Origin of the sequence: Exiguobacterium sp. N5 (assembly GCF_025842465.1) — a bacterium.
Lineage (GTDB): Bacteria > Bacillota > Bacilli > Exiguobacteriales > Exiguobacteriaceae > Exiguobacterium > Exiguobacterium profundum.
In genome coordinates, this window is sequence record NZ_JAPAEP010000001.1 from 403,095 (window position 1) to 426,245 (window position 23,151).

Consider the following 23,151-nt stretch of genomic DNA (forward strand, 5'->3'; position numbering starts at 1 on the left):
GAGTAGAACCCGATGGAACCAAGCCAACAAACGGTACGCAGTCTCGAAGACCGTATTCCATACATGAAAAAACAACGGCGTAAAAAAGCGAACCGTCGGATGTTCTCTGTACTCTCACTGTTTGGAATTCTCATCTTACTCGTGGTCTACATGCAGACTTCGATGTCGAACGTGAAAGAAGTGAAGGTATCGGGTCTATACTGGTTAGAAGAAACGTACGTGTTTCAGGATATGGAGCTCGATTCATCGACGAAGTTTGTCAGTCTTTCCCCAAACAACATGAGTGAACAGATGGAAAAGTTGCCTGGTATCAAACGGGTAGAGATCGATCGTTCTTGGTATAACAAGGTTCATATCTCTGTGACAGAAGAGAAAATGATTGCTTATGCGAAAGCCGAAAAAGGAGATGTCGTCGTGTTAGCCGACGGTTCACTCCATCCGACCGGAGCCATCACCGATCCGCAAAAGCTAAAGGACGGACCGCTCTTGCGAGAGTTCAACACGGAAGCAGAACTTGAAAAGATTGCAAGTGAACTCGAACGGGTGGATGATGCGACTCGGGCCCGTATGTCAGAAGTGATTTTATCAAAACGAAAAGATGAGCCGACGCGATACGAGATTTTTATGAACGACGGCAATACGTTACTCACACCGACATTGAAGTTAAGTGAGACCGTATCGAAGTACGGAGAAATTTATGAAAACATCCCGAAAGGTGAGCGTGGGACCGTCGTCATGGATGGTGGGTATTACTTTGTTCCATACGAGAAAACGAATGAATAATCAGTTATATTACAGTCCTTAGACACATAAGGGCTGTTTTTTTGTCGTTTGTAAACGAATTGATAACGCGAAACCGCTTAAATTGTAGGATTCTACCTTTTCTCACTATCTTATTTGTTGTAAACTTAGACGTGAGATATCTTGTCGAAACCAACAATTTTTTTGGATATCTGTATACGTGTCAGGCAATTGGAACAGGAAAATTATAGAGCGGAGGTGTTTCCCTTTTGGAAGCGAATGGTTATGTGGCCGCATTAGATATTGGAACGTCAGAGATTAAGCTCGTCGTCGGTGAATTGCTCGGCGGAACGCTTAATATTTTGGCAGAAGGGTGTGCACCGTCTGCGGGTGTAAAACGTGGCGCTGTCGTAGACATCGATAAAACAGTCCAAGCGATCAAACAGGCCGTTGAGCATGCTGAGACATCGCTAGGTGATCAAATTCGATCTGTATACGTTGCCATCGAAGGAGAGCATATCCAAATTGCCCCATGTCACGGAATTGCATCCGTGAAGCGGGAAGATCAAGAAATTACCGACGCAGACGTGATGGAAGTCATCAACTCGGCACAAGTAATGCGATTACCGGACGAGATGAGTGTCATCGATGTGATCCCATCTTCATTCACGGTTGATCAACAAACAGGTGTTGTCGATCCACGGGGTATGTTAGGCTATCGACTTGAGATGCATGGGAAAATGGTGACCGGGTCGAAGACCATTTTACATAGTATTCGTCGTTCGATTGAACGGGCTGGATTACAACTCGAAGGTTTTATTCTAGGAAACCTTGCACTCGGCATGAGTGCAGCTTCTGTAGATGAAATCGATTTAGGAATCGGGCTCGTCGATGTCGGACATGAAAAGACGACGGTTTCCGTATTTTATCGGGGAGATCTCGTCTACTCGTATATCCTCCCGGTCGGTGGAGATCATATGACAAGAGACTTGGTCTATAAACTCAATTGTAAATATCAAGACGCCAAAGTGGCGAAAGAAGAATATGGTCTCGCTCTTGAAGAAATGGCTGATGAGACAGAAGGTTTCTCCTACACGAACATCAATGGGGAAGTGGCGTTCGAACCACAGTCAGAAATTAGCTACGTTTTAGAAGCGAGAATAGAGGAAATGTTTACCCTAATGTTGAATAAGGTTCAAAAAGTAGGTGTTCCGATGCTGAATGGCGGATACTTACTTTGCGGTGGGGCAGCTGCTCTACCGGGTATTCAGGAGTTGGCGACTCGCATTATGGGCCAAAAGACGAGATTGTATCAACCGTCGTCGATTGGTGTCAGACATCCAAAATACGCGACAGCCGTCGGTGTATTGAAATATGTCTTGATGAGTGATCATCACGTTTCGAAATCTCAACTTGAAAAACCGGAAGTTCGCCATGAAACACTTCACACGAAGCCGGAAGCGACCGATATTCATGTAGGAGAGAACGAATACGAGAGCGATCAAGAGTCGAAAAAAGGATTTAGTCGTTTGATGGAAAAATTATTTGGCGTTTAAGCTGACGATGTAATACAACTTGGAAAATACGTAGGGGGATACCTGAATGATGTACTTTGATGAGGCGATTGACGCCGTAGCAAAAATTAAAGTAATTGGAGTCGGTGGCGGCGGGTCAAACGCCGTTAACCGCATGATTGAACATGGGGTACAAGGAGTCGAGTTCATCGCAGTCAACACGGATGCACAAGCGTTGAACATGTCGAAAGCCGACGTGAAGCTTCAACTTGGTGCAAAATTGACACGCGGTCTCGGTGCAGGTGCGAACCCGGATATCGGTAAAAAGGCGGCTGAAGAAAGCCGTGAACAGTTGATTGAAGCACTTGACGGTGCAGATATGGTATTCGTCACAGCTGGAATGGGTGGCGGAACGGGAACAGGTGCTGCTCCGGTCATCGCCGAGATTTCAAAAGAAATCGGCGCACTCACGGTCGGTGTCGTGACAAAACCGTTCATGTTTGAAGGACGGAAACGTATGCAACACGCACAGCACGGTATTCAAGCGTTCAAAGAAAAAGTAGATACCCTCATTGTGATTCCGAACGATAAGCTTCTTGAAATTGTGGAACGCAACACACCGATGATCGAAGCGTTCCGTGAAGCGGATAACGTCCTTCGTCAAGGTGTACAGGGAATCACAGACTTGATCGCCATCCCTGGTCTCATTAACCTCGACTTCGCGGACGTGAAAACGATCATGACGGAGAAAGGGTCTGCCCTTATGGGTGTCGGTGTCGCGACAGGTGAAAACCGTGCCGTTGAAGCAGCGAAGAAAGCAATTTCGTCACCACTTCTCGAATCTTCAATCGAAGGAGCGAAAGGTGTCTTGATGAACATCACTGGTGGACTTAGCCTTAGCTTGTTTGAAGTGACGGAGGCGGCTCAAATCGTTCAAAGTGCGGCTGATGAAGAAGTGAACTTGATCTTCGGTTCGGTCATCAACGAAAACTTGAACGATGAAATCATCGTTACCGTGATCGCAACTGAATTCGCTGAAGAAGCACAAGGAACGAACCCGTTCCTTCAGCAGCCGAAAAAACAGCCTGAGGTTGAGAACAAGGAACCCCAACCAAAAGCAAATGAAGCGGCTCAACAAGACGAAGGGAACTTCCATCGCCCAGTGTATGGAGGAGACGTCCCAGACGAGACGATCAACATCCCTGCGTTTGTGAGACAACGCCGTAACTAAACAACTAGGGGTGCCGGTACTCGGCATCCCTTTTTCTAAAAGGAGAGACCGATGCAACTGCTACATACTTGGGAAACCGAAACAAACCGTTATCATGCTTACGCGACGACACGAACGGACGGACATAATGCTGGAAACGTCGGATTACATGTGGGCGATGAAATTGACCGAGTCGTCGAAAATCGTCAACAGTTCTTTCAACAAGCCGGGCTCTCGTTAGAGGACTCCGTGTGGGCGGATCAAGTACATGGTACGACTGTCCAAGTCGTCGATTCGTCGGACAAAGGTAAGGGGGCATTCCGATATGAAGAGGCGATTCCGAAAACAGATGGGCTTCTCACAACCGAAGACGCGTTACCGTTAGCCCTCGTCTTTGCTGATTGTGTACCGCTCTTCTTCTGTGCGAAAGATCATGGAGTCATCGGCATCGCTCATGCCGGGTGGAAGGGAACGGTCGGAAACATCGTTAAGACCATGATGCAGGCGTTTGCTGAGCAAGGAATCGAGGCGACCGATGTAGACATGCTCGTCGGTCCCTCCATCTCAGGAAGTGACTATGAGGTCGATGGTCGTGTTCTCCAGGCCGTCCGGGATGTTTCGCCGATTGCATATGAACGGTCAGTGCGAAACGAGTCGGGTGAGCACGCGCTCTTGTCCCTCCAAACCGTCAATGAAGTATTGGCAAAAGAACATGACACTGAGGTCATGCAATCGAATTTAACGACTGGCGCGGACAGCCCGTTTTTCTCCTATCGAGATGGAGAGAGGAAACGTCGGTTTGCGGCAGTCATTGTCAAGGAGCGGAAATCGTGAGTATTTCAGATAATGTTAAAAAAGTTCAATCCATCATGGCATCACATGTTCAAGAAGTAGAACCGACACTGATCGCAGTCACGAAATCGGTCGGTGTCGATGTGGCGAATGCCCTTTATGAAGAAGGGATTCGTGATTTCGGAGAAAACCGTCCAGATTCTTTACTCGAGAAGGTTGAAGGGATGCCGAAGGATGCAAGATTTCATTTTATCGGTACGTTACAGACACGCAAAGTGAGACAAATCATTGATTACGTCGCGGCAATTCATTCGCTCGACCGCTTGTCTCTTGCATCGGAGATTGACAAGCGCGCGAGCCGAACAATCGATTGTTTCGTTCAAGTGAACACGTCAGGAGAAGATTCAAAACATGGTCTCGAAATAGAGGAAGTCGTGCCCTTCATCGAGAACTGTAAACAGTATCCTCATATTCGAATCATCGGGCTGATGACGATGGCACCATTCACTGAAGAAGAGTCAACACTTCGTGAAACGTTCCGCCGTCTCCGTCATCTACGTGATGAAGTGAAGGCAAATGCGTTTGAACACGCACCATGCACGGAGCTGTCGATGGGGATGTCAAACGATTATCCAATCGCGATTGAAGAAGGCGCATCGTTTGTTCGTATTGGTACCGTACTTGTGCAATAATATATCTTAAGGAGGAATCCGTTATGTCAATCAAAAACAAAATGAAAGATTTCTTTGGACTCGAAGAAGATCCGAACAGCACATATGAAGAAGAAGAGTATACTGTGGCAAATGCAGCAGCTCCTTCTACAACCGAAACATCTGTCGTCAGACAGGATGATCGTCCAAAATCAGCGAATAATCTCGTGGCATTAAATACGAAAAAGAAAGACCGTTCAAAAGTCGTATTGGCTGAGCCGCGTGTGTTTGCTGAGGCGCAAGACATTAGCGATCATTTGAAAGAAAACCGTGCTGTCATCGTCAACCTTCAGCGCATGTCAAAAGAGCAATCGCGTCAAGTCGTCAACTTCCTCTCAGGTGTCGTATACGCCCTTGAGGGATCGATGACTTCGATTGGACATAACACGATTCTGTGTACTCCGAACAACGTCGAATTGACTGGTTCAATCTCAAACTTGATATCGGAGGATGAACTTCACAGTAAAGGGTGGTAACTGAATGGAAAACGTAATCCCTGCCTTAGGCAACACGTTGAGCGATCTACTTGGTATCTATAGTTGGGTCCTCATCGGCTATATTTTATTATCATGGTTCCCGAACGCACGCGAATCTAAATTTGGTCAAATCTTATCGTTTTTGTGTGAACCGTTCTTGGCGCCGTTTCGCCGGATCATCCCACCGATTGGTGGTATGCTTGATATCTCCCCAATCGTTGCGCTGTTCGTGCTTCGTATGGCCCAAGCCGGCATCGCTGCGATCTTTGGGTGACGTATGAGCGTCTATGACCATTATCGACCAAGTGAACGCGCGTTCGTTGAACAAGTGCTCGACTGGGTACAACAAGTGGAGAATAGCTATGTGTTGAAATTGACGGATTTTCTAGACCCACGTGAACAGCAAATCGTCAAACAACTCGTCGGTAAACAACTTGTCATTCATGATGATGGCGGATTTGAAGGCGCGGAACGACGTCGTCTGATTTTAGCGCCGGATTACTATGAACTCAATCCAGATGATTTTGAGATTGAGATCCGTCGAATCGAGTACCCAACAAAATTCGTGGACTTGACGCATCGACAAGTGACAGGTACATTGCTGAACGCTGGACTGAAACGTCAAAAGTTCGGAGATGTCGTTCTTGACGATGAGATTGTACAATTTGCGACGACGCGTGAAGCGGTCGGGTTCATTGAAATGAATCTTGAACGTGTCGGAAAAGCGAGAGTTCGCATTTCTTCCGTGCCAAAAGACGAGGTTCTTGTCGTCCCTGCGACCGAATGGATCGAAGGGTTCGGCATCGTCTCTTCCTTACGATTTGATACGGTCGCAAGCGAGGTGCTTAACATCTCTCGGCAAAAAGCGCAGGCGCTCGTCAAACATGGCGACTGTAAAGTGAATCATAAAGTCATTGAAGACGCGAGCTTCATCCTTGAACCGGATGATCTACTATCCGTCCGTGGATATGGTCGCATCAAATTGATGGAGATTCTCGGATCGACCAAACGTGAAAAAATTAAAATCCAGTATGGCACCATACGTTGAAATTAGGAGGAAAGTCGAATGGCGTTGACACCGATTGATATTCATAATAAAGAATTCTCTTCCCGTTTTCGTGGGTACGACATCGATGAGGTCAATGAATTTTTAGATCAAATCATTAAAGAGTTTGAACTATTGATTCGTGAGAATCGACGGTATGAAGAACTTGTCAACGATATGCAAGCCCGCATTGACTACTTCTCCTCGATGGAAGATACGTTGAACAAATCGATTATCGTCGCGCAGGAAGCGGCGGAAGAAGTGAAGAACAATGCTCAAAAAGAAGCGAGTCTCATCTTGAAACAAGCGGAACGTGAAGCGTTCGCTCGTGAAGAGGAAGCGGCGCGCAAAGAGCAACTTGCTGAACGAGAAGTCGTTCAAATGCTCAAGAAAGTAGAGTTGTATCGGACACGCTTCCGCGTCCTCGTCGATGCGCAAATGGAACTTCTCAACAGTACGGAATGGGAAACGATTGTCGGGGAACCGCCTGTGCAGACGGTTCTTGACGATAGAACAGAACTTGCGTATAATGACGACGAAGTCACACGTAATGAAGAACAACACGGATAAATGATCAACACGTTGAGTAGGACGCGTCGATCGAGTCATACCTACGAAGCGACTTAGGGACGGTGAGAGCCTAGGAGAAAGACTTGAATCGGTATCCCCTATGAGTCGTCACGCTGAACTGAAGTAAGCGTGACCGCCTGACCTCGTTATCGGTTACCGAGAGCGGTCTCATGATGATGAGACTAGTAGGGTGGTACCGCGAGTCAACCAACTCGTCCCTATCAGGGATGGGTTGGTTTTTTTGTTTTCTAAAAAATGTTGATGGAGGAGTTTCGATGAACTACAAAGACACGCTATTAATGCCAAACACAGAATTCGCGATGCGTGGGAATTTACCAAAGCGCGAGCCAGCGATGCAAACAGAATGGGAAGATATGGACCTTTACAACAAGGTACAAGAAAAAAATGCTGGGAAACCACAATATATCTTACATGATGGACCTCCATATGCGAACGGTGACATCCACATGGGACACGCGATGAACAAAGTATTGAAAGACATCATCGTTCGTTTCAAAGGGATGAACGGCTATCAGTCTCCAATGATTCCAGGATGGGACACGCACGGTCTTCCAATCGAGAACGCCCTTCAAAAAGCAGGCGTCAATCGTAAGGAAATGACAGTCGCGGAATTCCGTGAAAAGTGTGCAGAGTATGCGATGGAGCAAGTGAACTCGCAACGCGAACAATTCAAACGTCTCGGTCTTCTCGCAGACTTTGAGAACCCATACATCACGCTCCTTCCTGAATACGAAGCGGCACAGATTCGTTTGTTCGGGTCGATGGCTGAGAAGGGTTATATCTACAAAGGGAAAAAACCGGTTTACTGGTCACCATCTTCCGAGTCGGCACTCGCGGAAGCAGAGATTGAATATTACGATAAAAAATCACCGGCTATCTACGTGGCGTTCCGTGTCGTGGACGGTAAAGATACGTTGACGTCAGACGATCACTTCGTCATCTGGACGACGACGCCTTGGACAATCCCGGCGAACCTTGGAATCGCGGTAAGTGATGAGTTGACTTACACGCGTATCGAACATGAAGGAAAAGGCTATATCGTCGCGGAAACGCTCGTTGAAGAAGTGACGGCAGCGCTCGGATGGACGGATTACACAGTGAGTGGGTCTTGGAACGGACGTGACTTCGAGTACATGACGGCCCAACATCCATTGTATGACCGGACGTCACTCGTCATCCTTGGCGACCACGTCACTGCGGATGCGACTGGACTCGTACACACAGCACCTGGACACGGGGAAGACGACTATCGCGTCGGACAGGCTTACGGATTAGACGTCCTTTGCCCGGTGGATGACCGTGGCTATATGACAGACGAAGCCCCTGGTTTCGAAGGTCTCTTCTACGAAGATGCGAACAAACAAATTGGTATGAAGCTTGAAGAGAACGGCTACTTGCTCAACTTGAAGTTCATCAAACACTCGTACCCGCATGACTGGCGTACGAAGAAGCCGGTCATCTTCCGTGCGACACCACAATGGTTCGCGTCCATCAAAGATTTCCGTGAAGACATGCTCCGTGAGATCGAGGAAGTGAACTGGGTCCCTGAATGGGGAATGACACGTCTCTACAACATGGTCCGTGACCGTGGAGATTGGGTCATCAGCCGTCAGCGTGCCTGGGGAGTTCCAATCCCAATCTTCTATGCGGAAGATGGAACGGAAATCATCACGAACGAGACAATCGACCACATCGCCAACTTATTCCGTGAGCACGGTTCAAACGTTTGGTATGAGCGTGAAGCGAAAGACCTTCTCCCTGCAGGGTTCACTCACCCGAACAGTCCGAACGGTGAATTCCGTAAAGAGCTCGACATCATGGACGTCTGGTTCGATTCAGGTTCTTCACACGCTGGTGTATTAGAAGAACGCGAAAACCTTCGTCGTCCGGCTGACCTTTACCTTGAAGGATCGGACCAATATCGTGGTTGGTTCAACTCGTCACTCTCGACGGCCGTTGCGACGACTGGGAAAGCACCGTACCGGAATGTCTTGAGTCACGGATTCGTCCTCGATGGGGACGGACGCAAAATGTCGAAATCGCTCGGTAACACGATTGCACCGAACGATCTTGTGAAGCAGTATGGCGCAGAGATCGTACGCCTTTGGGTCGCATCCGTCGATTACCAGTCGGACGTACGTGCGTCACACGATAACTTCAAACAGGTGTCAGAAGTTTACCGGAAGATGCGTAACACGATTCGCTTCTTACTCGGGAACTTGAACGGGTTCGAGCCATCGATGCGTGTCGCATTCGACGATATGCCGGAAGTGGACCGCTTCATGGCGACGAAGCTCAAACAATTGCAGACAAAAGTTGTCAAAGCATATGATGAGTTTGACTTTATGGCCGTGTATCACCTCGTTCATAACTTCTGTGTCAACGAGTTGTCATCGTTCTACCTCGACTTCACAAAAGATATCCTGTATATCGAACGTGAAGACGATCTCCGTCGTCGTGCCGTTCAGACGGTCATGTACGATGCCGTCGTCCTCTTGACGAAACTATTGGCTCCAATCCTTCCACACACTGCCGATGAGGCATGGAAAGAAGTGCCTGGAAAGTCAGAAGCAAGCATCTTCTTGACGGATTTAGAAGAAGTGAGCGCGCTCACAGGAGACGAAACGGCATTACTCGAGAAGTGGTCGAAGTTCCTCATCTTCCGCGACGACGTCCTCAAAGCGATTGAAATCGCACGTGGAGAAAAGTTGATCGGGAAACCGCTCGAAGCGAAGTTGATTCTCGCACCAAAAGCAGAGACTGCCGACTTGTTGAACACGATCGACAATGTCAGCCAACTGCTTCAAGTATCGCAAGTGGAGTGGGCTGAGACGGCAGACGTCGATTATGCGACGACGAAAATCACAGTCATGAAAGCGGATGGAGCCGCTTGTGCACGTTGTTGGACATACTCGACAGAGCTTGGACAAAACGAAGAGCATCCAGAGCTTTGCCCGCGCTGTGCATCAGTAATCGGTTAAGACGAACCGGAGTGGCGTCCCCACTCCGGTTTCTTAACGGCTTGAAAGGAGACGCATATGAAACGATATTATGGATTGGCGCTCATCTTGATTTTGATCGATCAACTCACAAAATGGGTGGTCGTTCAGACGATGACAATTGGTCAATCGATTGAAGTCATCCCGAACTTGTTATATTGGACGTCCTACCGCAACAAAGGAGCGGCTTGGGGGATGTTAGAAGGACAGATGGCGTTCTTCTTTATCATCACCATCCTCGTCGTTGCCGGACTCGTTTACTTCTTGCACAAAGAAGTGAACGGCTATCAGCTCCTCGGATATAGTGTCGGATTACTGTTAGCCGGTGCCATCGGTAACTTTATCGATCGCTTGTTCCGGGGCGAAGTCGTCGACTTTGTCGATACGTATCCGTTCGGATACAACTTCCCAATCTTTAACGTGGCTGATATGGCACTCACATTCGGTGTCATCTTGATGGTCATCGGGATTTTATTTGAAGAAAAATTACACAAAGAAAGGGGACAATCGTAATGGAATCGTATACTTTTGTCGCCGATGAAAAGGCAAGGATTGATAAGTGGGTCAGTGACCGTGGTGAATGGTCACGCTCGCAAGTACAGGAATGGATCAAGACGGGGGCCCTCCTCGTCAACGGTAGTGCCGTGAAAGCGAACTACAAGCTTCAAGTGGGGGATGAAGTAGAAGTGAACGTGCCGGAAGCGGTCGAACTCGAAGTGTTGCCTGAAGACATTCCGCTCGAGATCGTCTTTGAAGATGAAGACGTCATCGTCGTCAACAAGGCACGCGGGATGGTCGTTCACCCTGCAGCCGGTCACACGTCAGGGACGCTCGTCAATGCGCTACTTTATCATTGCGATGACCTCTCGGGCATCAACGGAGTCAAACGTCCCGGAATCGTCCATCGGATTGATAAGGACACGACGGGTCTTCTCATGGTCGCTAAAAATGACTTGGCTCATGAGTCGCTCGCGAGCCAGTTGAAAGACAAGACCATCAAACGGGAGTATATCGCGCTCGTCCATGGCGAACTCGTCCACGAACTTGGAACGATTGAAGCTCCGATCGGTCGTGATACGAATGATCGTCAGCGTATGACCGTGACGGACCGAAACGCAAAAGAAGCCGTGACACACTTCCGTTTACTCGAACGTTATAAAGACTTCACGCTCGTGGAGTGTAAATTAGAAACGGGACGCACGCACCAGATCCGTGTACACATGCGTTATATCGGTCATCCGCTCGCCGGTGACCCGAAATATGGTCCACGCCGCACGATTGATTTAGGCGGTCAAGCGCTCCATGCGGCAACGCTCGGGTTCCACCATCCTCGTACGAAAGAATGGATGGAGTTTGAGGCCCCATTACCAGAAGACTTCAATGCGGAACTCGCAAAATTGGATAAAATCGAGAAAACTCGTTGACTTCTGTCACGTTCCGATTTATAGTCTAGGAAGCATAACACCTTTAAACCCAGTCCAGAGAGGCTGTGAAAGGATTGTGACCGCGGTCACATGTACGTCAATTCAACCCCGGCAGTCGTATGCCGTTTTTGATGAAGACTCCCTTTCCAGCCGGATGAGGGAGTCTTCTTTTTTACTGAAGTTTGGAAGGAGGAATCACGTGAAACAATCAGTCATTTTAGATGAGTCAGCCATCCGTCGTGCCTTGACCCGAATCGCACACGAGATTATCGAGCGAAACAAAGGAATCGATGACGTCGTCCTCGTCGGAATCAAGACGAGAGGCGAGACGCTCGCTGACCGACTCGCTCGCCGAATCGAGGAGATTGAAGGCAAGCCGGTCGCACTCGGCAATCTCGATATCACGCTTTACCGGGATGACTTATCGAAGAAGTCGTTAGACCCTGAAGTCAAAGCGACAGAGCTACCCCATGATATCAATGGAAAGACGGTCGTCCTCGTCGACGACGTCCTCTATACCGGTCGAACAGTTCGTGCCGCAATGGACGCGCTTGTCGACCATGGTCGTCCGGATTATATCCAACTCGCTGTCTTGATTGACCGAGGCCATCGGGAACTCCCGATTCGACCAGATTTTATCGGAAAGAACGTTCCGACGTCCAAGTCCGAGCAAGTCGTTGTCCGACTCAGTGAAGTCGACACGGCGGATGAAGTCACGATCCATCAGCAATAAACGCATACCTTTAAGGTGGTCCAGAGAGGCCAGGAAGGAGAATTCAATATGAAACAACCTGTTCTACACATCCACGAGCGTCCAGCTCACTTTCCACAATGGCTATTATTCAGCCTTCAACACGTCTTCGCCATGTTCGGAGCGACGATTTTAGTCCCGATTTTGACAGGATTAAATACATCGGTCGCCCTCGTCGCTTCCGGCGTGGCCACGCTCTCATTCTTAGCGATTACACGCTTCAAAGTCCCAACATACTTAGGTTCAAGTTTTGCCTACATCGCCCCGATCATAGCGGTCAGCCAGCAATGGGGTGTCGAAGCCGCACTCTTCGGCGGAATCGTCGCCGGGTCTGTATACGGGGTCGTTTCCTTGATCATCTATAAGACGGGCGTCAACTGGTTGCTCCGATTGCTCCCACCGGTCGTCGTCGGACCGGTCATCATGGTCATCGGACTCTCGCTTGCACCGGTCGCCATCGACATGTCGATGAATCAAGATGGTGCCTATAACGGAACGTTCATGACGATTGCCCTGCTTACACTTGGAATCACGATGCTCGCCATGACGAAGCTGAAAGGTGTCTGGGGAGCGGTCCCAATCCTCTTTGGAATCGTGGGAGGATACGCAGTCGCAGCAGCATTCGGCATCATCGATTATTCGCCGATTCAACAAGCCAGCCTGTTCCAACTTCCTGACTTCACGATGGTGTTCGTCGACTACATGCCGATGTGGCAAGTCGGTGCCCTTCTCGCCATCGTTCCGGTCGCACTCGTCACGATGACGGAGCACATCGGAGATCAGATGGTCACGTCAAAAATTATCGGACGAGAAACGATGAAAGATCCAGGTCTCCATCGCACGCTACTCGGAGACGGAGTGGGAAAAGCCGTCGCCTCTGCACTCGGTGGACCACCATGTACGACTTACGGTGAGAACAACGGCGTCATGGCCATCACACGAGTCTACAGTGTCTACGTCATCGCTGGCGCAGCACTCATGGCCATCAGCTTCGGATTCCTCGGTCATATCGAAGCATTCATCTCGACCATCCCGAACCCGGTCAAAGGTGGAATCTCGATCCTCTTGTTCGGTGTCATCGCCTCGAACGGATTACGGACGATGGTGGAGAGCAAAGTCGACTTGGCAGAAAAACGCAACTTGATCATCTCGTCGGTCATCCTCGTCATCGGACTCGGAGGTGCGATGGTTCAAATCGGGAGCTTCCCGGTACAAGGCATGGCACTCGCGACGGTCGTCGGCATTTTGTTGAACGCCATCTTACCGCATGAAGAAGACGACACAGCAGTCGAAGTCAACACAACTGAAGAAACGAAACAAGCAAGTAACTTTTAATTCGATCCCGTGAGGTCGGCAAAGTGAAGGCTCGTTTATTTGGGTGTACCCTGCCCAGATAAAGGCGTCCCTTCACATCGGTGAAGAGACGCCTTTTCTCTTTGCCTCTAATAAAAGGAGGAGACGAACATTGAATACGATGCAAACAAACGTGAAACCGGTCAAACACTTCGTCAGTTTGGACACACTTTCCCTTGAAGAGATCATGGGCATGATTGAAGAATCATTGCGCTACAAGCAAGGAGATCTTCCTCCACTGTTTGACGGGAAGACCGTAGCGAACCTGTTCTTTGAAAACTCGACACGTACGAAAAACTCGTTTCAAATGGCCGAGCGCCACTTGAACATGCAGGAGATTCCGTTCGATGTGACGACGTCATCGGTCACGAAAGGCGAGACGCTCTACGATACGTGTAAAACGCTCGAAGCCATCGGTGTGGATGCACTCGTCATTCGACATCCGGAAGCGGGCTATTATCACGAACTCATCGAAAAGTTGAATATCCCGGTGTTGAACGGAGGGGACGGGAGCGGGGAACATCCATCTCAATCGTTGCTCGACCTCGTTACCATCTTTGAAGAGTTCGGAACGTTCCAAGGATTGAACGTCGCCATCTGTGGTGACCTCGTCCATAGTCGGGTCGCTCGCTCAAACGCAAGCGTCTTGAAGCGCCTCGGAGCAAACGTGGTCGGTTGTAGTCCTGCCTCTTGGTGGGACGATTCGATGGGGCTAGAGCGAAAAGAACTCGATGACATCATAGGCGAATGTGACGTCATCATGTTGCTCCGTGTACAACACGAGCGCCATATCATGGGAGACGTCTTCTCTAAAGAAGAGTATCACACACAGTTCGGTTTGACGGTCGAACGCGTCGAGCGAATGAAGGCAGGCGCCATCATCATGCACCCGGCTCCGGTCAATCGGGATGTGGAGATTGCGGGAAGTCTGATCGAGCATGAACGGTCACGCATCTTCCCGCAAATGAAGAATGGGGTGTATGCCCGGATGAGCATCTTAAATCGAGCATTAGGAGGACAACAATGATACTTCAAAACGCGACATGGTATGACAAGGGAACGAAGCGTACGACATCCATTCAAGTGAAAGACGGAAAGATAAAATCACTCGACTATAAAGGGGAGACCGAGGGACAAGAAGTCCTCGATGCATCAGGCTATCTGCTCGCACCAGGACTCGTCGATGTCCACGTCCACTTGCGTGAACCAGGGGGCGAGGCGAAAGAGACGATTCAGACGGGGACGATGGCGGCAGCGGCAGGGGGATTTACGACTATCTGCTCGATGCCGAACACGAGACCGGTTCCTGACAATCGCGAAACAATGGACGTCCTCCTTCAAAAAATCGAACAAGATGCGGTCGTACGTGTGTTACCTTACGCCGCCATCACGAAACGACAGCTCGGGGAAGAACAGGTCGACATGGAATCGCTCGCAGATGCCTTCGCCTTCACGGATGATGGTGTCGGTGTCCAATCGGCGGCGATGATGCGACAAGCCATGCGTGAAGCGAAACGATTGAACAAAGCGGTCGTCGCCCACTGTGAGGACAATACGTTAAAGGCCGGGTCGGTCCACGAGGGCAAATTCAGTGAGGCGCATGGCATTCAAGGAATTCCGAGCCTTGCGGAGAGCATCCATATCGCTCGCGACGTTTTGATTGCTGAAGAGACAGGGTGTCATTATCATGTCTGTCACGTCTCATCCCGCCAATCGGTTCGTGTCATTCGGGATGCGAAACGAGCCGGCATCCACGTGACCGCAGAAGTGACGCCGCATCATCTCGTCTTGAGCGAGGACGATATCCCTGGGCTCGATGCAAACTTCAAGATGAACCCACCGCTCCGAAGCGAGGATGATCGACAGGCCCTCCTTGAGGGATTGTTTGACGGGACGATCGATATGATCGCAACGGACCATGCCCCCCATACAGTAGAAGAAAAAGCACAAGGGATAGAGCGGGCTCCGTTTGGAATTACCGGCTTCGAGACTGCCTTTCCACTTCTGTACACGACGTTTGTAAAAACGGGCGTCATGGAGGAGCATCAGTTGCTCGACTGGATGACGAAACGTCCGAGTGACGTATTCGGTTTATCGAGAGGAGAATTGAAAGTTGGGGTGGATGCGGACCTGATTCTCATCGATACGGAAACGTCTCGCACGGTCGATCCTACGACATTTTACTCAAAAGGAAAGAATACACCGTTCGCAGGGGAAAAGCTTGTCGGATGGCCGGTCATGACGATGGTCGGCGGTGAAATTGTATATAAGGGGCGATTTGATGAAACGAACATTATGGCTTGAGGATGGAATGAATTTTGTCGGTAAAGGATTCGGGGCACCGGCTGATACGATGGGGGAAGTCGTTTTCCAGACAGGTATGACAGGATACCAAGAAATCTTATCAGATCCATCATACTGCGACCAAATGATTGTACTGACGAACCCATTGATTGGGAACTATGGCATCAATCGTGAGGATTTTGAAACGACGATTCCGATGGCAAAAGCGTTAATCGTGAAAGAAGCATGCGATACGCCATCGAACTTCCGTTCAACGGCGACACTCGACGCGACACTCACCCGCTTCGGCATTCCGGGACTTTCGGATATCGATACACGGATGTTGACACGTCATTTACGAGCGAAAGGGGTTATGCGCGGCGTCCTCATCGATGGAGAGTTGACGTGGGACGAGGTGCAATCCCGTTTTGATGAAGAATCGCCGAACGATCAAGTCGCACGCGTATCGACGAAGCGGACATATGTGAGTACTGGAACTGGCCCTCGCATCGCTTTGATCGACTTCGGGGCGAAGCTTGGAATCATGCGCGAGTTGATGAAACGAGACTGTGAGGTCGTCGTTTTCCCGCACGATGCGACGGCAGAGGATGTATTACGGTATGAGCCGGACGGCATCATGTTGTCAAATGGACCAGGAGATCCTAAAGACGTTCCGACGGCACTGCCGCTCATCGAGCAACTGATGCCGACGACACCGATGTTCGGGATTTGTCTCGGTCACCAACTGATTGCTCTCGCAAACGGTGCGAACACATTCAAGCTTCCGTTCGGACATCGTGGCGCGAATCATCCGGTGCTCGAGCTTGAGACCGGTGCCGTGACCATCACCTCTCAAAACCATGGATATGCGGTTGAGGAAACGTCACTGCTCGATACACCGCTCATCGTCACACACCGTGCGGTCAATGACGGAACGATCGAAGGGGTAAGACATCTCCATCACCCGACCTTCTCGGTACAGTATCATCCGGAGGCAGCACCGGGACCGTTCGACGCTAACGACTTATTTGACCGATTCATGCAACTCGTACAAGAAAACAAACAGAAAGTGGGAATTTGACATGCCAAAACGACCAGATATTCAGAAAATCCTCGTAATCGGATCAGGACCGATTGTAATCGGACAAGCAGCGGAGTTTGATTATGCTGGTACACAGGCATGTCTTGCCTTGAAAGAAGAAGGCTACGAAGTCATCCTCGTCAACTCGAATCCGGCCACCATCATGACAGATCCGACGACGGCGGACCGTGTCTATATCGAACCGCTCGAACCAGAATTCGTCGAGCGAATCATTCGGCAGGAACGTCCGGATGCACTCCTTGCCACGCTTGGCGGGCAGACGGGTTTGAACTTGGCTTTTGAACTCGACAAACGAGGCGTCCTGCGGGATTGTGGCGTGGAACTTCTTGGAACAAAATTGTCTGCGATCGTTCAGGCGGAGGACCGGGAACAGTTCCGTAACTTGATGTTCGAACTCGGTCACGGCGTACCTGAAAGTGAGATCGTCCATACGCTCGAGTCTGCCTGGGGATTTGCGGAACGGATCGGATACCCGATCATCATCCGACCTGCGTACACGCTCGGGGGAACTGGTGGCGGGATTGCCCATGACCGGGAATCGTTCGAGCAAATCGTTGAATCTGGATTAAAGGCGAGTCCTGTTACGCAAGTCTTGTTGGAGAAATCGATTGCCGGGATGAAAGAAGTCGAGTTCGAGGTCATGCGTGACTCGAGTGACCAAGCCATCATCGTCTGTGCGATGGAAAACTTTGACCCGGTTGGAGTCCACACCGGTGACTCGATCGTATTCGCCCCTACGCAGACGCTATCAGATCGGGATTATCAGATGTTACGCAGCGTCTCGCTCGATATCATTCGGGCACTCGGTATTGAGGGTGGGTGTAACATCCAATTCGCACTCGACCCAGACAGTTTCACGTACTATGTCATCGAAGTGAATCCACGTGTTTCACGGAGCTCAGCGCTCGCATCAAAAGCGACAGGCTATCCGATTGCCAAGCTTGCTGCGAAAGTCGCTGTCGGTTACAAGCTATCAGAATTGAAAAACCCGGTCACAGAGACGAGCTACGCCTCGTTCGAACCGGCGCTCGATTACGTCGTCGCTAAAATCCCACGCTTCGCCTTCGATAAGTTTGAGTCCGCGGATCGCCGCTTAGGCACACAAATGAAGGCAACGGGTGAGGTCATGGCCATCGGTCGGAATTTAGAAGAGGCTCTGCTAAAAGCGGTTCGCTCGCTCGAGCTGGGGATGGAAGAACTCCACCTTCCACAACTTCAAGCACTAGACACAGAACAGCTCGAGAATGGACTCATTCATCCGACAGACGAGCGTTTGTTCATCGTCTATGAAGCCCTTCGTCGCGGATACACGGTAGAAACGCTACACCAACTGACAAAAATCGATCGATTCTACTTACAGAAATTGAATCGGATCTGGCAGGCAGAGCAACAACTGATCAAGGAGCCGTTGACGTCAGAACGTCTACTGGATGTGAAACGTCTAGGTTTCAGTGATGTGGCAATCGCCCGTATGCTGTCGATGGATACGAAAGCGGTTCGCACGAAACGGAAAGAATGGAGCATTCGTCCCGTCTATAAGATGGTCGATACGTGCGCAGCCGAGTTCGCATCGGAGACACCTTACTTCTACGGGACGTATGAAGTGGAGAACGAAGCGGTGAAGACAGACCGGGAGTCCATCCTCGTCCTCGGATCGGGTCCGATTCGAATCGGACAAGGTGTCGAGTTCGACTATGCGACCGTCCACTCGATCGATACGATTCGCGATGCAGGATACGAAGCCATCATCATCAACAACAACCCGGAAACGGTCTCGACAGACTTCTCCATCTCCGATCGGTTGTACTTCGAGCCGTTGACGACAGAAGACGTGTTGGAGGTCATCGAGAACGAGAACCCGCTAGGTGTCATCGTCCAATTCGGTGGACAGACTGCCATTAACTTAGCGGCATCGCTAGAAGCGAACGGCGTGAAAATTCTTGGGACGACCCTCGAAGATATCGACCGTGCCGAAGACCGAAAGGCGTTCGAAGCCACATTGTCAGCGGAACGATTGGCTCAACCACCTGGGAAGACGGCGACAAATGTGGAAGAGGCCGTCGCTTGTGCGAATGAGCTCGGCTATCCGGTACTCGTCCGACCATCGTACGTCCTCGGTGGACGAGCGATGGAAATCGTATATGAACAGTCTGAGCTTGAACGGTACATGCGACATGCGGTCATCGCCTCAAAAGATCGACCGGTTCTCATCGATCGCTACTTGACAGGGATTGAGATTGAAGTCGATGCCATCTGTGATGGGACGGACGTCTACATCCCAGGCATCATGGAGCATATCGAACGTGCCGGCGTACACTCAGGCGATTCCATTGCCGTCTATCCGCCGCAACGACTCAGTGAAGAACTGAAACAAAAAGTCGTCGATTATACAATCAAGTTGGCGAAAGCGTTCCGCATCAAAGGTCTGCTCAACATCCAGTTCGTCTATGCGGATGACCTATATGTCATCGAGGTGAACCCACGTGCGAGCCGGACGGTCCCATTCATCTCGAAAGTGACGGGGTTACCGGTCGCACGAATTGCTACGCAAACGATTCTTGGGACGAGCTTGAAAGAACTCGGTCTTGGGACAGGCATTCATCCTGAGTCGGACAGTATTTCGGTCAAAGTACCGGTCTTCTCGTTCGCGAAATTGAAAGAGGTAGACCCTTCGCTCGGACCTGAGATGAAGTCGACAGGGGAGGTCATGGCGACAGATCGCACGCTCGAAAAAGCACTCTATAAAGGGCTTGTCGCAGCAGGGATGAACATCGCCTTGAAAGGGAACGTGCTCATGACGATTGCCGACCATGACAAGGATGAGGCCATCGCCTTGGCGAAACGTTTCGACCGCCTCGGTTTCCGACTCATGGCAACGAGTGGGACGGCTGATTGTCTCGAAGCGGAACAGATGCGTGTTCGTCGAGTCGGGAAAATTCAAGAAGACGGTGAGACGATGCTCAGTGTGATTGAGCGAGGAGACGTCGACTTGATCATTAATACGACGAGTCGCGATGCACTCGTCACGAAAGACGGGTTCTTGATTCGAAGAACGGCCGCCGAGCAGGGCACGCTTTGCCTGACCTCGCTCGATACAGTCGAAGCCTTGTTACAAGTCATTGAAAGCCTATCGTTCCAAACGGTCAGCATCCCGGCATTCACAACGTTCGGGGTGATGGTATGAGACATGACGTAACGATTGTCAGCAACCGGCAAATCGCCAAAGCGACGATGGAAATGAAAGTACGTTGCCCTGGGGTGGAGGTCGCCCCTGGGACGTTCTTTCACATCAAGACGTCCGGTCTGTTACGTCGGCCGTTATCGGTGGCGAACGTCGAGGGGGACGAAATCACCTTCTTATACAAAGTGATTGGGGATGGGACAACTGAGCTGGCAGGGAAACGAGTGGGGGACACGCTAGACGTCCTTGGTCCGCTCGGGAACGGTTTTCCACTGGCGCAACATGGAAAGCGAGTCGTCCTGGTCGGAGGTGGGATTGGGGTCCCACCGCTTTACTACGTCAGACGCCGACTCCATGAGATGGGGATTGAAACGATTGCGATTCTCGGGTTTGATTCAAAAGAAAGCGTCTTTTATGAAGAAGCCTTTCGTGAACTTGGTGAGACGATCATCACGACAGTAGACGGTACTCACGGGGAGCTTGGCTTCGTCACTGGCCCCCTCGCACGCATCCAAGCCGATGTGTTGTTCAGCTGTGGTCCGGAAGCGATGTTAAAGGCAGTTGCCACTTCGCCCATTCCTGAACGATATCTCTCAATCGAGAATCGGATGGGTTGTGGCATCGGTGCTTGTTTTGCCTGTGTCTGTCAAGCACCGGGGGGCTATGTGAAAGTCTGTAGTGACGGTCCGGTATTCAATGCGGAAGAGGTGCTGTTATGAGATTGAATGTCGAGTTACCAGGTCTTCGTTTAAAAAACCCAATTATTCCGGCTTCCGGATGTTTCGGATTTGGAGAGGAATTCGCGAAACTGTATGACCTCTCCATCTTAGGAGGCATCATGATCAAAGCAGCGACGGAGGAATCGAGATTCGGAAATCCGACCCCACGTGTCGCCGAGACGGCACAGGGCATGCTCAACGCGATCGGTCTTCAAAATCCGGGAGTCGATGCGATCATCGAAGAAAAGTTACCATTTCTCTCGACGTTCGACACGGAAATCATCGCCAACGTTGCCGGTTCGACGCCAGATGAATACGTGGAAGTCGCCCGTCGAATCAGTGCCGACCTGACGATTAAAGCCATTGAATTGAACATCTCGTGTCCGAACGTGAAATGTGGAGGCATGCAGTTTGGGACGGACCCGGTGATGGCCGCAGAACTTACACGACTCGTCAAAGCGGCTTCAAGTAAGCCGGTCTATGTCAAACTGTCTCCGAACGTCACGTCAATCACCGACATGGCGCGAGCCGTCGAAGCAGCCGGGGCGGACGGCTTGACGATGATCAACACACTCGTAGGGATGCGAATCAATATCGAGACAGGTCGACCGATTTTAGCGAACCGAATCGGTGGGTTATCCGGTCCAGCCATCAAACCGGTAGCGGTCCGGATGGTGTATGAAGTCGCACAAGCGGTCGACATTCCCATCATCGCCATGGGCGGGGTTCGGACGGTCGACGATGTGCTCGAGTTTATTTACGCGGGGGCTTCTGCTGTTGCCGTCGGGACGGCGAACTTTGAAAATCCATACGTCTGTAAGGAAATCATCGAAGCGTTACCGGCACGACTTGATTCACTCGGAATCGAACATATTTTGGATGTGAGGGGGAAGGCCTATGCGCAACTTGTATCTCGCCCTTGACGTGGAAACGCGGGACGAAGCGTTTCATTTGTTGAAACGATTTTCAAACCGACCGGCTGTTAAAGTCGGGATGGAACTCTTTTATCGTGAAGGCGCACACTTTGTCGAAGAATTGGTCGACGGGGGTTATCCGGTCTTTCTCGATGTGAAAGTACACGATATCCCGGAGACGGCACGCCGTACGATGCGACAAATCGGAAAACTCGGGGTGGCTGTGACGAATGTCCACACATTAGGTGGCGAAAAGATGATGCGCTATGCGTTAGACGGGTTACGCCAAGAGAATGATACGACTCGATTGATTGGGGTCACACAGTTGACGTCGACAGATGAGCGCATGATGCAGACAGAGCTCGGGATTGCCGGACGACTCGATCTAGCCGTTCTCAGACAAGCGACACTTGCGAAGCAGGCAGGACTTGACGGAGTAGTCGCATCCGTTCAAGAAGCGAAAGCGATTCATCAAAAACTAGGGAACACGTTCATGACGGTCACACCTGGCATCCGACTCGGTGCAACCGAGGATGATCAAGTCCGTATCGCGACGCCACAGGAAGCGAGATTGGCGGGCGTTCACTCAATCGTCGTCGGCCGACCGATTACACGTGCGACTGATCCGATGGCCATGTACGACCAATTTATGAAGGAATGGGGACAAATGAATGAAACAAATCGCTGAGGCACTTTTACAGATTGAAGCCGTCACACTATCACCGACTGAGCCGTATACTTGGTCGAGCGGATTGAAGAGTCCGATCTACTGCGACAATCGACTCACACTCAGTTATCCGAAAGTGCGTCAAGTCATCGTCGATGGATTGGTGAAGTCAGTGAATCCGACCGATGTCGATGTGATCGCAGGGACGGCCACGGCAGGTATCCCTCACGGGGCATTGCTCGCTGACCGACTCGGGCTTCCATTTATTTATGTCCGTTCGAGTGCAAAAGGGCATGGGAAAGGCAATCAAATTGAAGGAAGACTCGAGGCAGGCGCTCGAGTACTCGTCATCGAGGATTTATTGTCGACCGGGATGTCGAGTATCGATGCGGCGAAGGCGATTCGTCAGGCGGGTGGTGACGTCATTGGGATTCAAGCCATCTTCTCGTACGGATTACCGGTTCTTCAGAAGAATCTAAGCGATGCAGATCTGACGGCAACATCGTTGACAACGTTCTCAGAATTGATTGAAGTGGCAGAGAGTACGGGCGTTCTAAACCGTTCGGAGCTCGATTCGCTTCGCGACTGGCAAGAAGATCCTCGTGCCTGGAGCGACCTCGTCACCTCTTAAGAATCCACCTTCGGGCGGATTCTTTTTCGATTCGGCATATGTCATACT

At 50.4% G+C, this 23,151-nt stretch carries 22 protein-coding genes and 1 other annotated feature; all 22 genes read left to right on the forward strand.

Annotated features, from left to right (window positions below; translation table 11 throughout):
* Positions 1–12 precede the first annotated feature (12 nt).
* The 22 genes from OKS35_RS02085 (at position 13) to pyrE (ending at position 23,103) form a co-directional block, all read left to right on the forward strand.
* A complete protein-coding gene (locus tag OKS35_RS02085; protein WP_264092377.1) occupies positions 13–783 on the forward strand; it encodes a cell division protein FtsQ/DivIB in 771 nt (256 codons plus the stop codon).
* A 227-nt stretch (positions 784–1,010) separates the two neighbouring features.
* On the forward strand, positions 1,011–2,297 hold the full coding sequence (gene ftsA, locus OKS35_RS02090; RefSeq protein ID WP_264092379.1) for a cell division protein FtsA: 1,287 nt from the start codon (positions 1,011–1,013) through the stop codon (positions 2,295–2,297).
* 46 nt (positions 2,298–2,343) lie between these two features.
* The gene (gene ftsZ / locus OKS35_RS02095) at positions 2,344–3,486 is read left to right on the forward strand and encodes a cell division protein FtsZ (RefSeq protein ID WP_015881313.1); all 1,143 of its coding nucleotides are present in this window, start codon (positions 2,344–2,346) and stop codon (positions 3,484–3,486) included.
* Positions 3,487–3,537: 51 nt separating this feature from the next.
* A complete protein-coding gene (gene pgeF / locus OKS35_RS02100) occupies positions 3,538–4,299 on the forward strand; it encodes a peptidoglycan editing factor PgeF (RefSeq protein WP_264092380.1) in 762 nt (253 codons plus the stop codon).
* Positions 4,296–4,949 carry a YggS family pyridoxal phosphate-dependent enzyme gene (locus OKS35_RS02105; protein ID WP_215244064.1) on the forward strand — a complete coding sequence of 218 codons (654 nt, stop codon included), beginning with the start codon at positions 4,296–4,298 and terminating at the stop codon, positions 4,947–4,949. Before pgeF ends, OKS35_RS02105 begins: the two co-directional genes overlap by 4 nt.
* Before the next feature lie 23 nt (positions 4,950–4,972).
* Entirely contained in the window at positions 4,973–5,443 is a 471-nt protein-coding gene (locus OKS35_RS02110; protein WP_078146655.1) for a cell division protein SepF, read from the forward strand.
* 4 nt (positions 5,444–5,447) lie between these two features.
* The gene (locus OKS35_RS02115; protein ID WP_015881317.1) at positions 5,448–5,717 is read left to right on the forward strand and encodes a YggT family protein; all 270 of its coding nucleotides are present in this window, start codon (positions 5,448–5,450) and stop codon (positions 5,715–5,717) included.
* 3 nt (positions 5,718–5,720) lie between these two features.
* The gene (locus tag OKS35_RS02120) at positions 5,721–6,491 is read left to right on the forward strand and encodes an RNA-binding protein (RefSeq protein ID WP_078146656.1); all 771 of its coding nucleotides are present in this window, start codon (positions 5,721–5,723) and stop codon (positions 6,489–6,491) included.
* 18 nt (positions 6,492–6,509) lie between these two features.
* The gene (locus tag OKS35_RS02125) at positions 6,510–7,058 is read left to right on the forward strand and encodes a DivIVA domain-containing protein (protein WP_074037318.1); all 549 of its coding nucleotides are present in this window, start codon (positions 6,510–6,512) and stop codon (positions 7,056–7,058) included.
* A 3-nt stretch (positions 7,059–7,061) separates the two neighbouring features.
* Positions 7,062–7,281, forward strand: a binding site (T-box leader).
* Positions 7,282–7,333: 52 nt separating this feature from the next.
* Entirely contained in the window at positions 7,334–10,060 is a 2,727-nt protein-coding gene (gene ileS, locus OKS35_RS02130) for an isoleucine--tRNA ligase (RefSeq protein WP_264092381.1), read from the forward strand.
* Between the two features lie 57 nt (positions 10,061–10,117).
* Positions 10,118–10,591 (forward strand): signal peptidase II, encoded by a 474-nt coding sequence (gene lspA / locus OKS35_RS02135; RefSeq protein WP_015881321.1) that lies wholly within the window; start codon positions 10,118–10,120, stop codon positions 10,589–10,591.
* Entirely contained in the window at positions 10,591–11,502 is a 912-nt protein-coding gene (locus tag OKS35_RS02140) for an RluA family pseudouridine synthase (RefSeq protein ID WP_015881322.1), read from the forward strand. The genes lspA and OKS35_RS02140 overlap by 1 nt, the downstream gene beginning before the upstream one ends.
* 154 nt (positions 11,503–11,656) lie before the next feature.
* Complete coding sequence (gene pyrR, locus OKS35_RS02145; RefSeq protein WP_251024823.1) at positions 11,657–12,235, forward strand: bifunctional pyr operon transcriptional regulator/uracil phosphoribosyltransferase PyrR; 579 nt, start codon at positions 11,657–11,659, stop codon at positions 12,233–12,235.
* A gap of 48 nt (positions 12,236–12,283) precedes the next feature.
* Positions 12,284–13,588 carry a uracil-xanthine permease family protein gene (locus tag OKS35_RS02150; protein ID WP_015881324.1) on the forward strand — a complete coding sequence of 435 codons (1,305 nt, stop codon included), beginning with the start codon at positions 12,284–12,286 and terminating at the stop codon, positions 13,586–13,588.
* A 139-nt stretch (positions 13,589–13,727) separates the two neighbouring features.
* Positions 13,728–14,633, forward strand: coding sequence for an aspartate carbamoyltransferase catalytic subunit (locus OKS35_RS02155; RefSeq protein WP_074037941.1), 906 nt, complete (start codon positions 13,728–13,730; stop codon positions 14,631–14,633).
* The gene (locus OKS35_RS02160; protein WP_264092383.1) at positions 14,630–15,910 is read left to right on the forward strand and encodes a dihydroorotase; all 1,281 of its coding nucleotides are present in this window, start codon (positions 14,630–14,632) and stop codon (positions 15,908–15,910) included. Before OKS35_RS02155 ends, OKS35_RS02160 begins: the two co-directional genes overlap by 4 nt.
* The gene (locus tag OKS35_RS02165; protein ID WP_264092384.1) at positions 15,888–16,970 is read left to right on the forward strand and encodes a carbamoyl phosphate synthase small subunit; all 1,083 of its coding nucleotides are present in this window, start codon (positions 15,888–15,890) and stop codon (positions 16,968–16,970) included. Before OKS35_RS02160 ends, OKS35_RS02165 begins: the two co-directional genes overlap by 23 nt.
* A gap of 1 nt (position 16,971) precedes the next feature.
* On the forward strand, positions 16,972–20,175 hold the full coding sequence (gene carB / locus OKS35_RS02170) for a carbamoyl-phosphate synthase large subunit (protein WP_264092385.1): 3,204 nt from the start codon (positions 16,972–16,974) through the stop codon (positions 20,173–20,175).
* A complete protein-coding gene (locus OKS35_RS02175) occupies positions 20,172–20,891 on the forward strand; it encodes a dihydroorotate dehydrogenase electron transfer subunit (protein WP_264092386.1) in 720 nt (239 codons plus the stop codon). Before carB ends, OKS35_RS02175 begins: the two co-directional genes overlap by 4 nt.
* Positions 20,888–21,814 carry a dihydroorotate dehydrogenase gene (locus OKS35_RS02180; RefSeq protein WP_264092387.1) on the forward strand — a complete coding sequence of 309 codons (927 nt, stop codon included), beginning with the start codon at positions 20,888–20,890 and terminating at the stop codon, positions 21,812–21,814. Before OKS35_RS02175 ends, OKS35_RS02180 begins: the two co-directional genes overlap by 4 nt.
* Positions 21,789–22,493, forward strand: coding sequence for an orotidine-5'-phosphate decarboxylase (pyrF, locus tag OKS35_RS02185; RefSeq protein ID WP_264092388.1), 705 nt, complete (start codon positions 21,789–21,791; stop codon positions 22,491–22,493). The genes OKS35_RS02180 and pyrF overlap by 26 nt, the downstream gene beginning before the upstream one ends.
* Positions 22,477–23,103 carry an orotate phosphoribosyltransferase gene (gene pyrE / locus OKS35_RS02190; protein WP_214691074.1) on the forward strand — a complete coding sequence of 209 codons (627 nt, stop codon included), beginning with the start codon at positions 22,477–22,479 and terminating at the stop codon, positions 23,101–23,103. Before pyrF ends, pyrE begins: the two co-directional genes overlap by 17 nt.
* Positions 23,104–23,151: the final 48 nt, after the last annotated feature.

Excerpts from the sequence above, each read along its gene's own strand:
- OKS35_RS02085 (WP_264092377.1), top strand. The coding sequence starts at position 13 with ATGGAACCAAGCCAACAAACGGTACGCAGTCTCGAAGACCGTATTCCA.
- ftsZ (WP_015881313.1), top strand. The coding sequence starts at position 2,344 with ATGATGTACTTTGATGAGGCGATTGACGCCGTAGCAAAAATTAAAGTA.
- pgeF (WP_264092380.1), top strand. The coding sequence starts at position 3,538 with ATGCAACTGCTACATACTTGGGAAACCGAAACAAACCGTTATCATGCT.
- OKS35_RS02110 (WP_078146655.1), top strand. The coding sequence starts at position 4,973 with ATGTCAATCAAAAACAAAATGAAAGATTTCTTTGGACTCGAAGAAGAT.
- OKS35_RS02115 (WP_015881317.1), top strand. The coding sequence starts at position 5,448 with ATGGAAAACGTAATCCCTGCCTTAGGCAACACGTTGAGCGATCTACTT.
- OKS35_RS02120 (WP_078146656.1), top strand. The coding sequence starts at position 5,721 with ATGAGCGTCTATGACCATTATCGACCAAGTGAACGCGCGTTCGTTGAA.
- OKS35_RS02125 (WP_074037318.1), top strand. The coding sequence starts at position 6,510 with ATGGCGTTGACACCGATTGATATTCATAATAAAGAATTCTCTTCCCGT.
- ileS (WP_264092381.1), top strand. The coding sequence starts at position 7,334 with ATGAACTACAAAGACACGCTATTAATGCCAAACACAGAATTCGCGATG.
- lspA (WP_015881321.1), top strand. The coding sequence starts at position 10,118 with ATGAAACGATATTATGGATTGGCGCTCATCTTGATTTTGATCGATCAA.
- OKS35_RS02140 (WP_015881322.1), top strand. The coding sequence starts at position 10,591 with ATGGAATCGTATACTTTTGTCGCCGATGAAAAGGCAAGGATTGATAAG.
- pyrR (WP_251024823.1), top strand. The coding sequence starts at position 11,657 with ATGAGGGAGTCTTCTTTTTTACTGAAGTTTGGAAGGAGGAATCACGTG.
- OKS35_RS02150 (WP_015881324.1), top strand. The coding sequence starts at position 12,284 with ATGAAACAACCTGTTCTACACATCCACGAGCGTCCAGCTCACTTTCCA.
- OKS35_RS02155 (WP_074037941.1), top strand. The coding sequence starts at position 13,728 with ATGCAAACAAACGTGAAACCGGTCAAACACTTCGTCAGTTTGGACACA.
- OKS35_RS02160 (WP_264092383.1), top strand. The coding sequence starts at position 14,630 with ATGATACTTCAAAACGCGACATGGTATGACAAGGGAACGAAGCGTACG.
- OKS35_RS02165 (WP_264092384.1), top strand. The coding sequence starts at position 15,888 with ATGAAACGAACATTATGGCTTGAGGATGGAATGAATTTTGTCGGTAAA.
- carB (WP_264092385.1), top strand. The coding sequence starts at position 16,972 with ATGCCAAAACGACCAGATATTCAGAAAATCCTCGTAATCGGATCAGGA.
- OKS35_RS02175 (WP_264092386.1), top strand. The coding sequence starts at position 20,172 with ATGAGACATGACGTAACGATTGTCAGCAACCGGCAAATCGCCAAAGCG.
- OKS35_RS02180 (WP_264092387.1), top strand. The coding sequence starts at position 20,888 with ATGAGATTGAATGTCGAGTTACCAGGTCTTCGTTTAAAAAACCCAATT.
- pyrF (WP_264092388.1), top strand. The coding sequence starts at position 21,789 with ATGCGCAACTTGTATCTCGCCCTTGACGTGGAAACGCGGGACGAAGCG.
- pyrE (WP_214691074.1), top strand. The coding sequence starts at position 22,477 with ATGAAACAAATCGCTGAGGCACTTTTACAGATTGAAGCCGTCACACTA.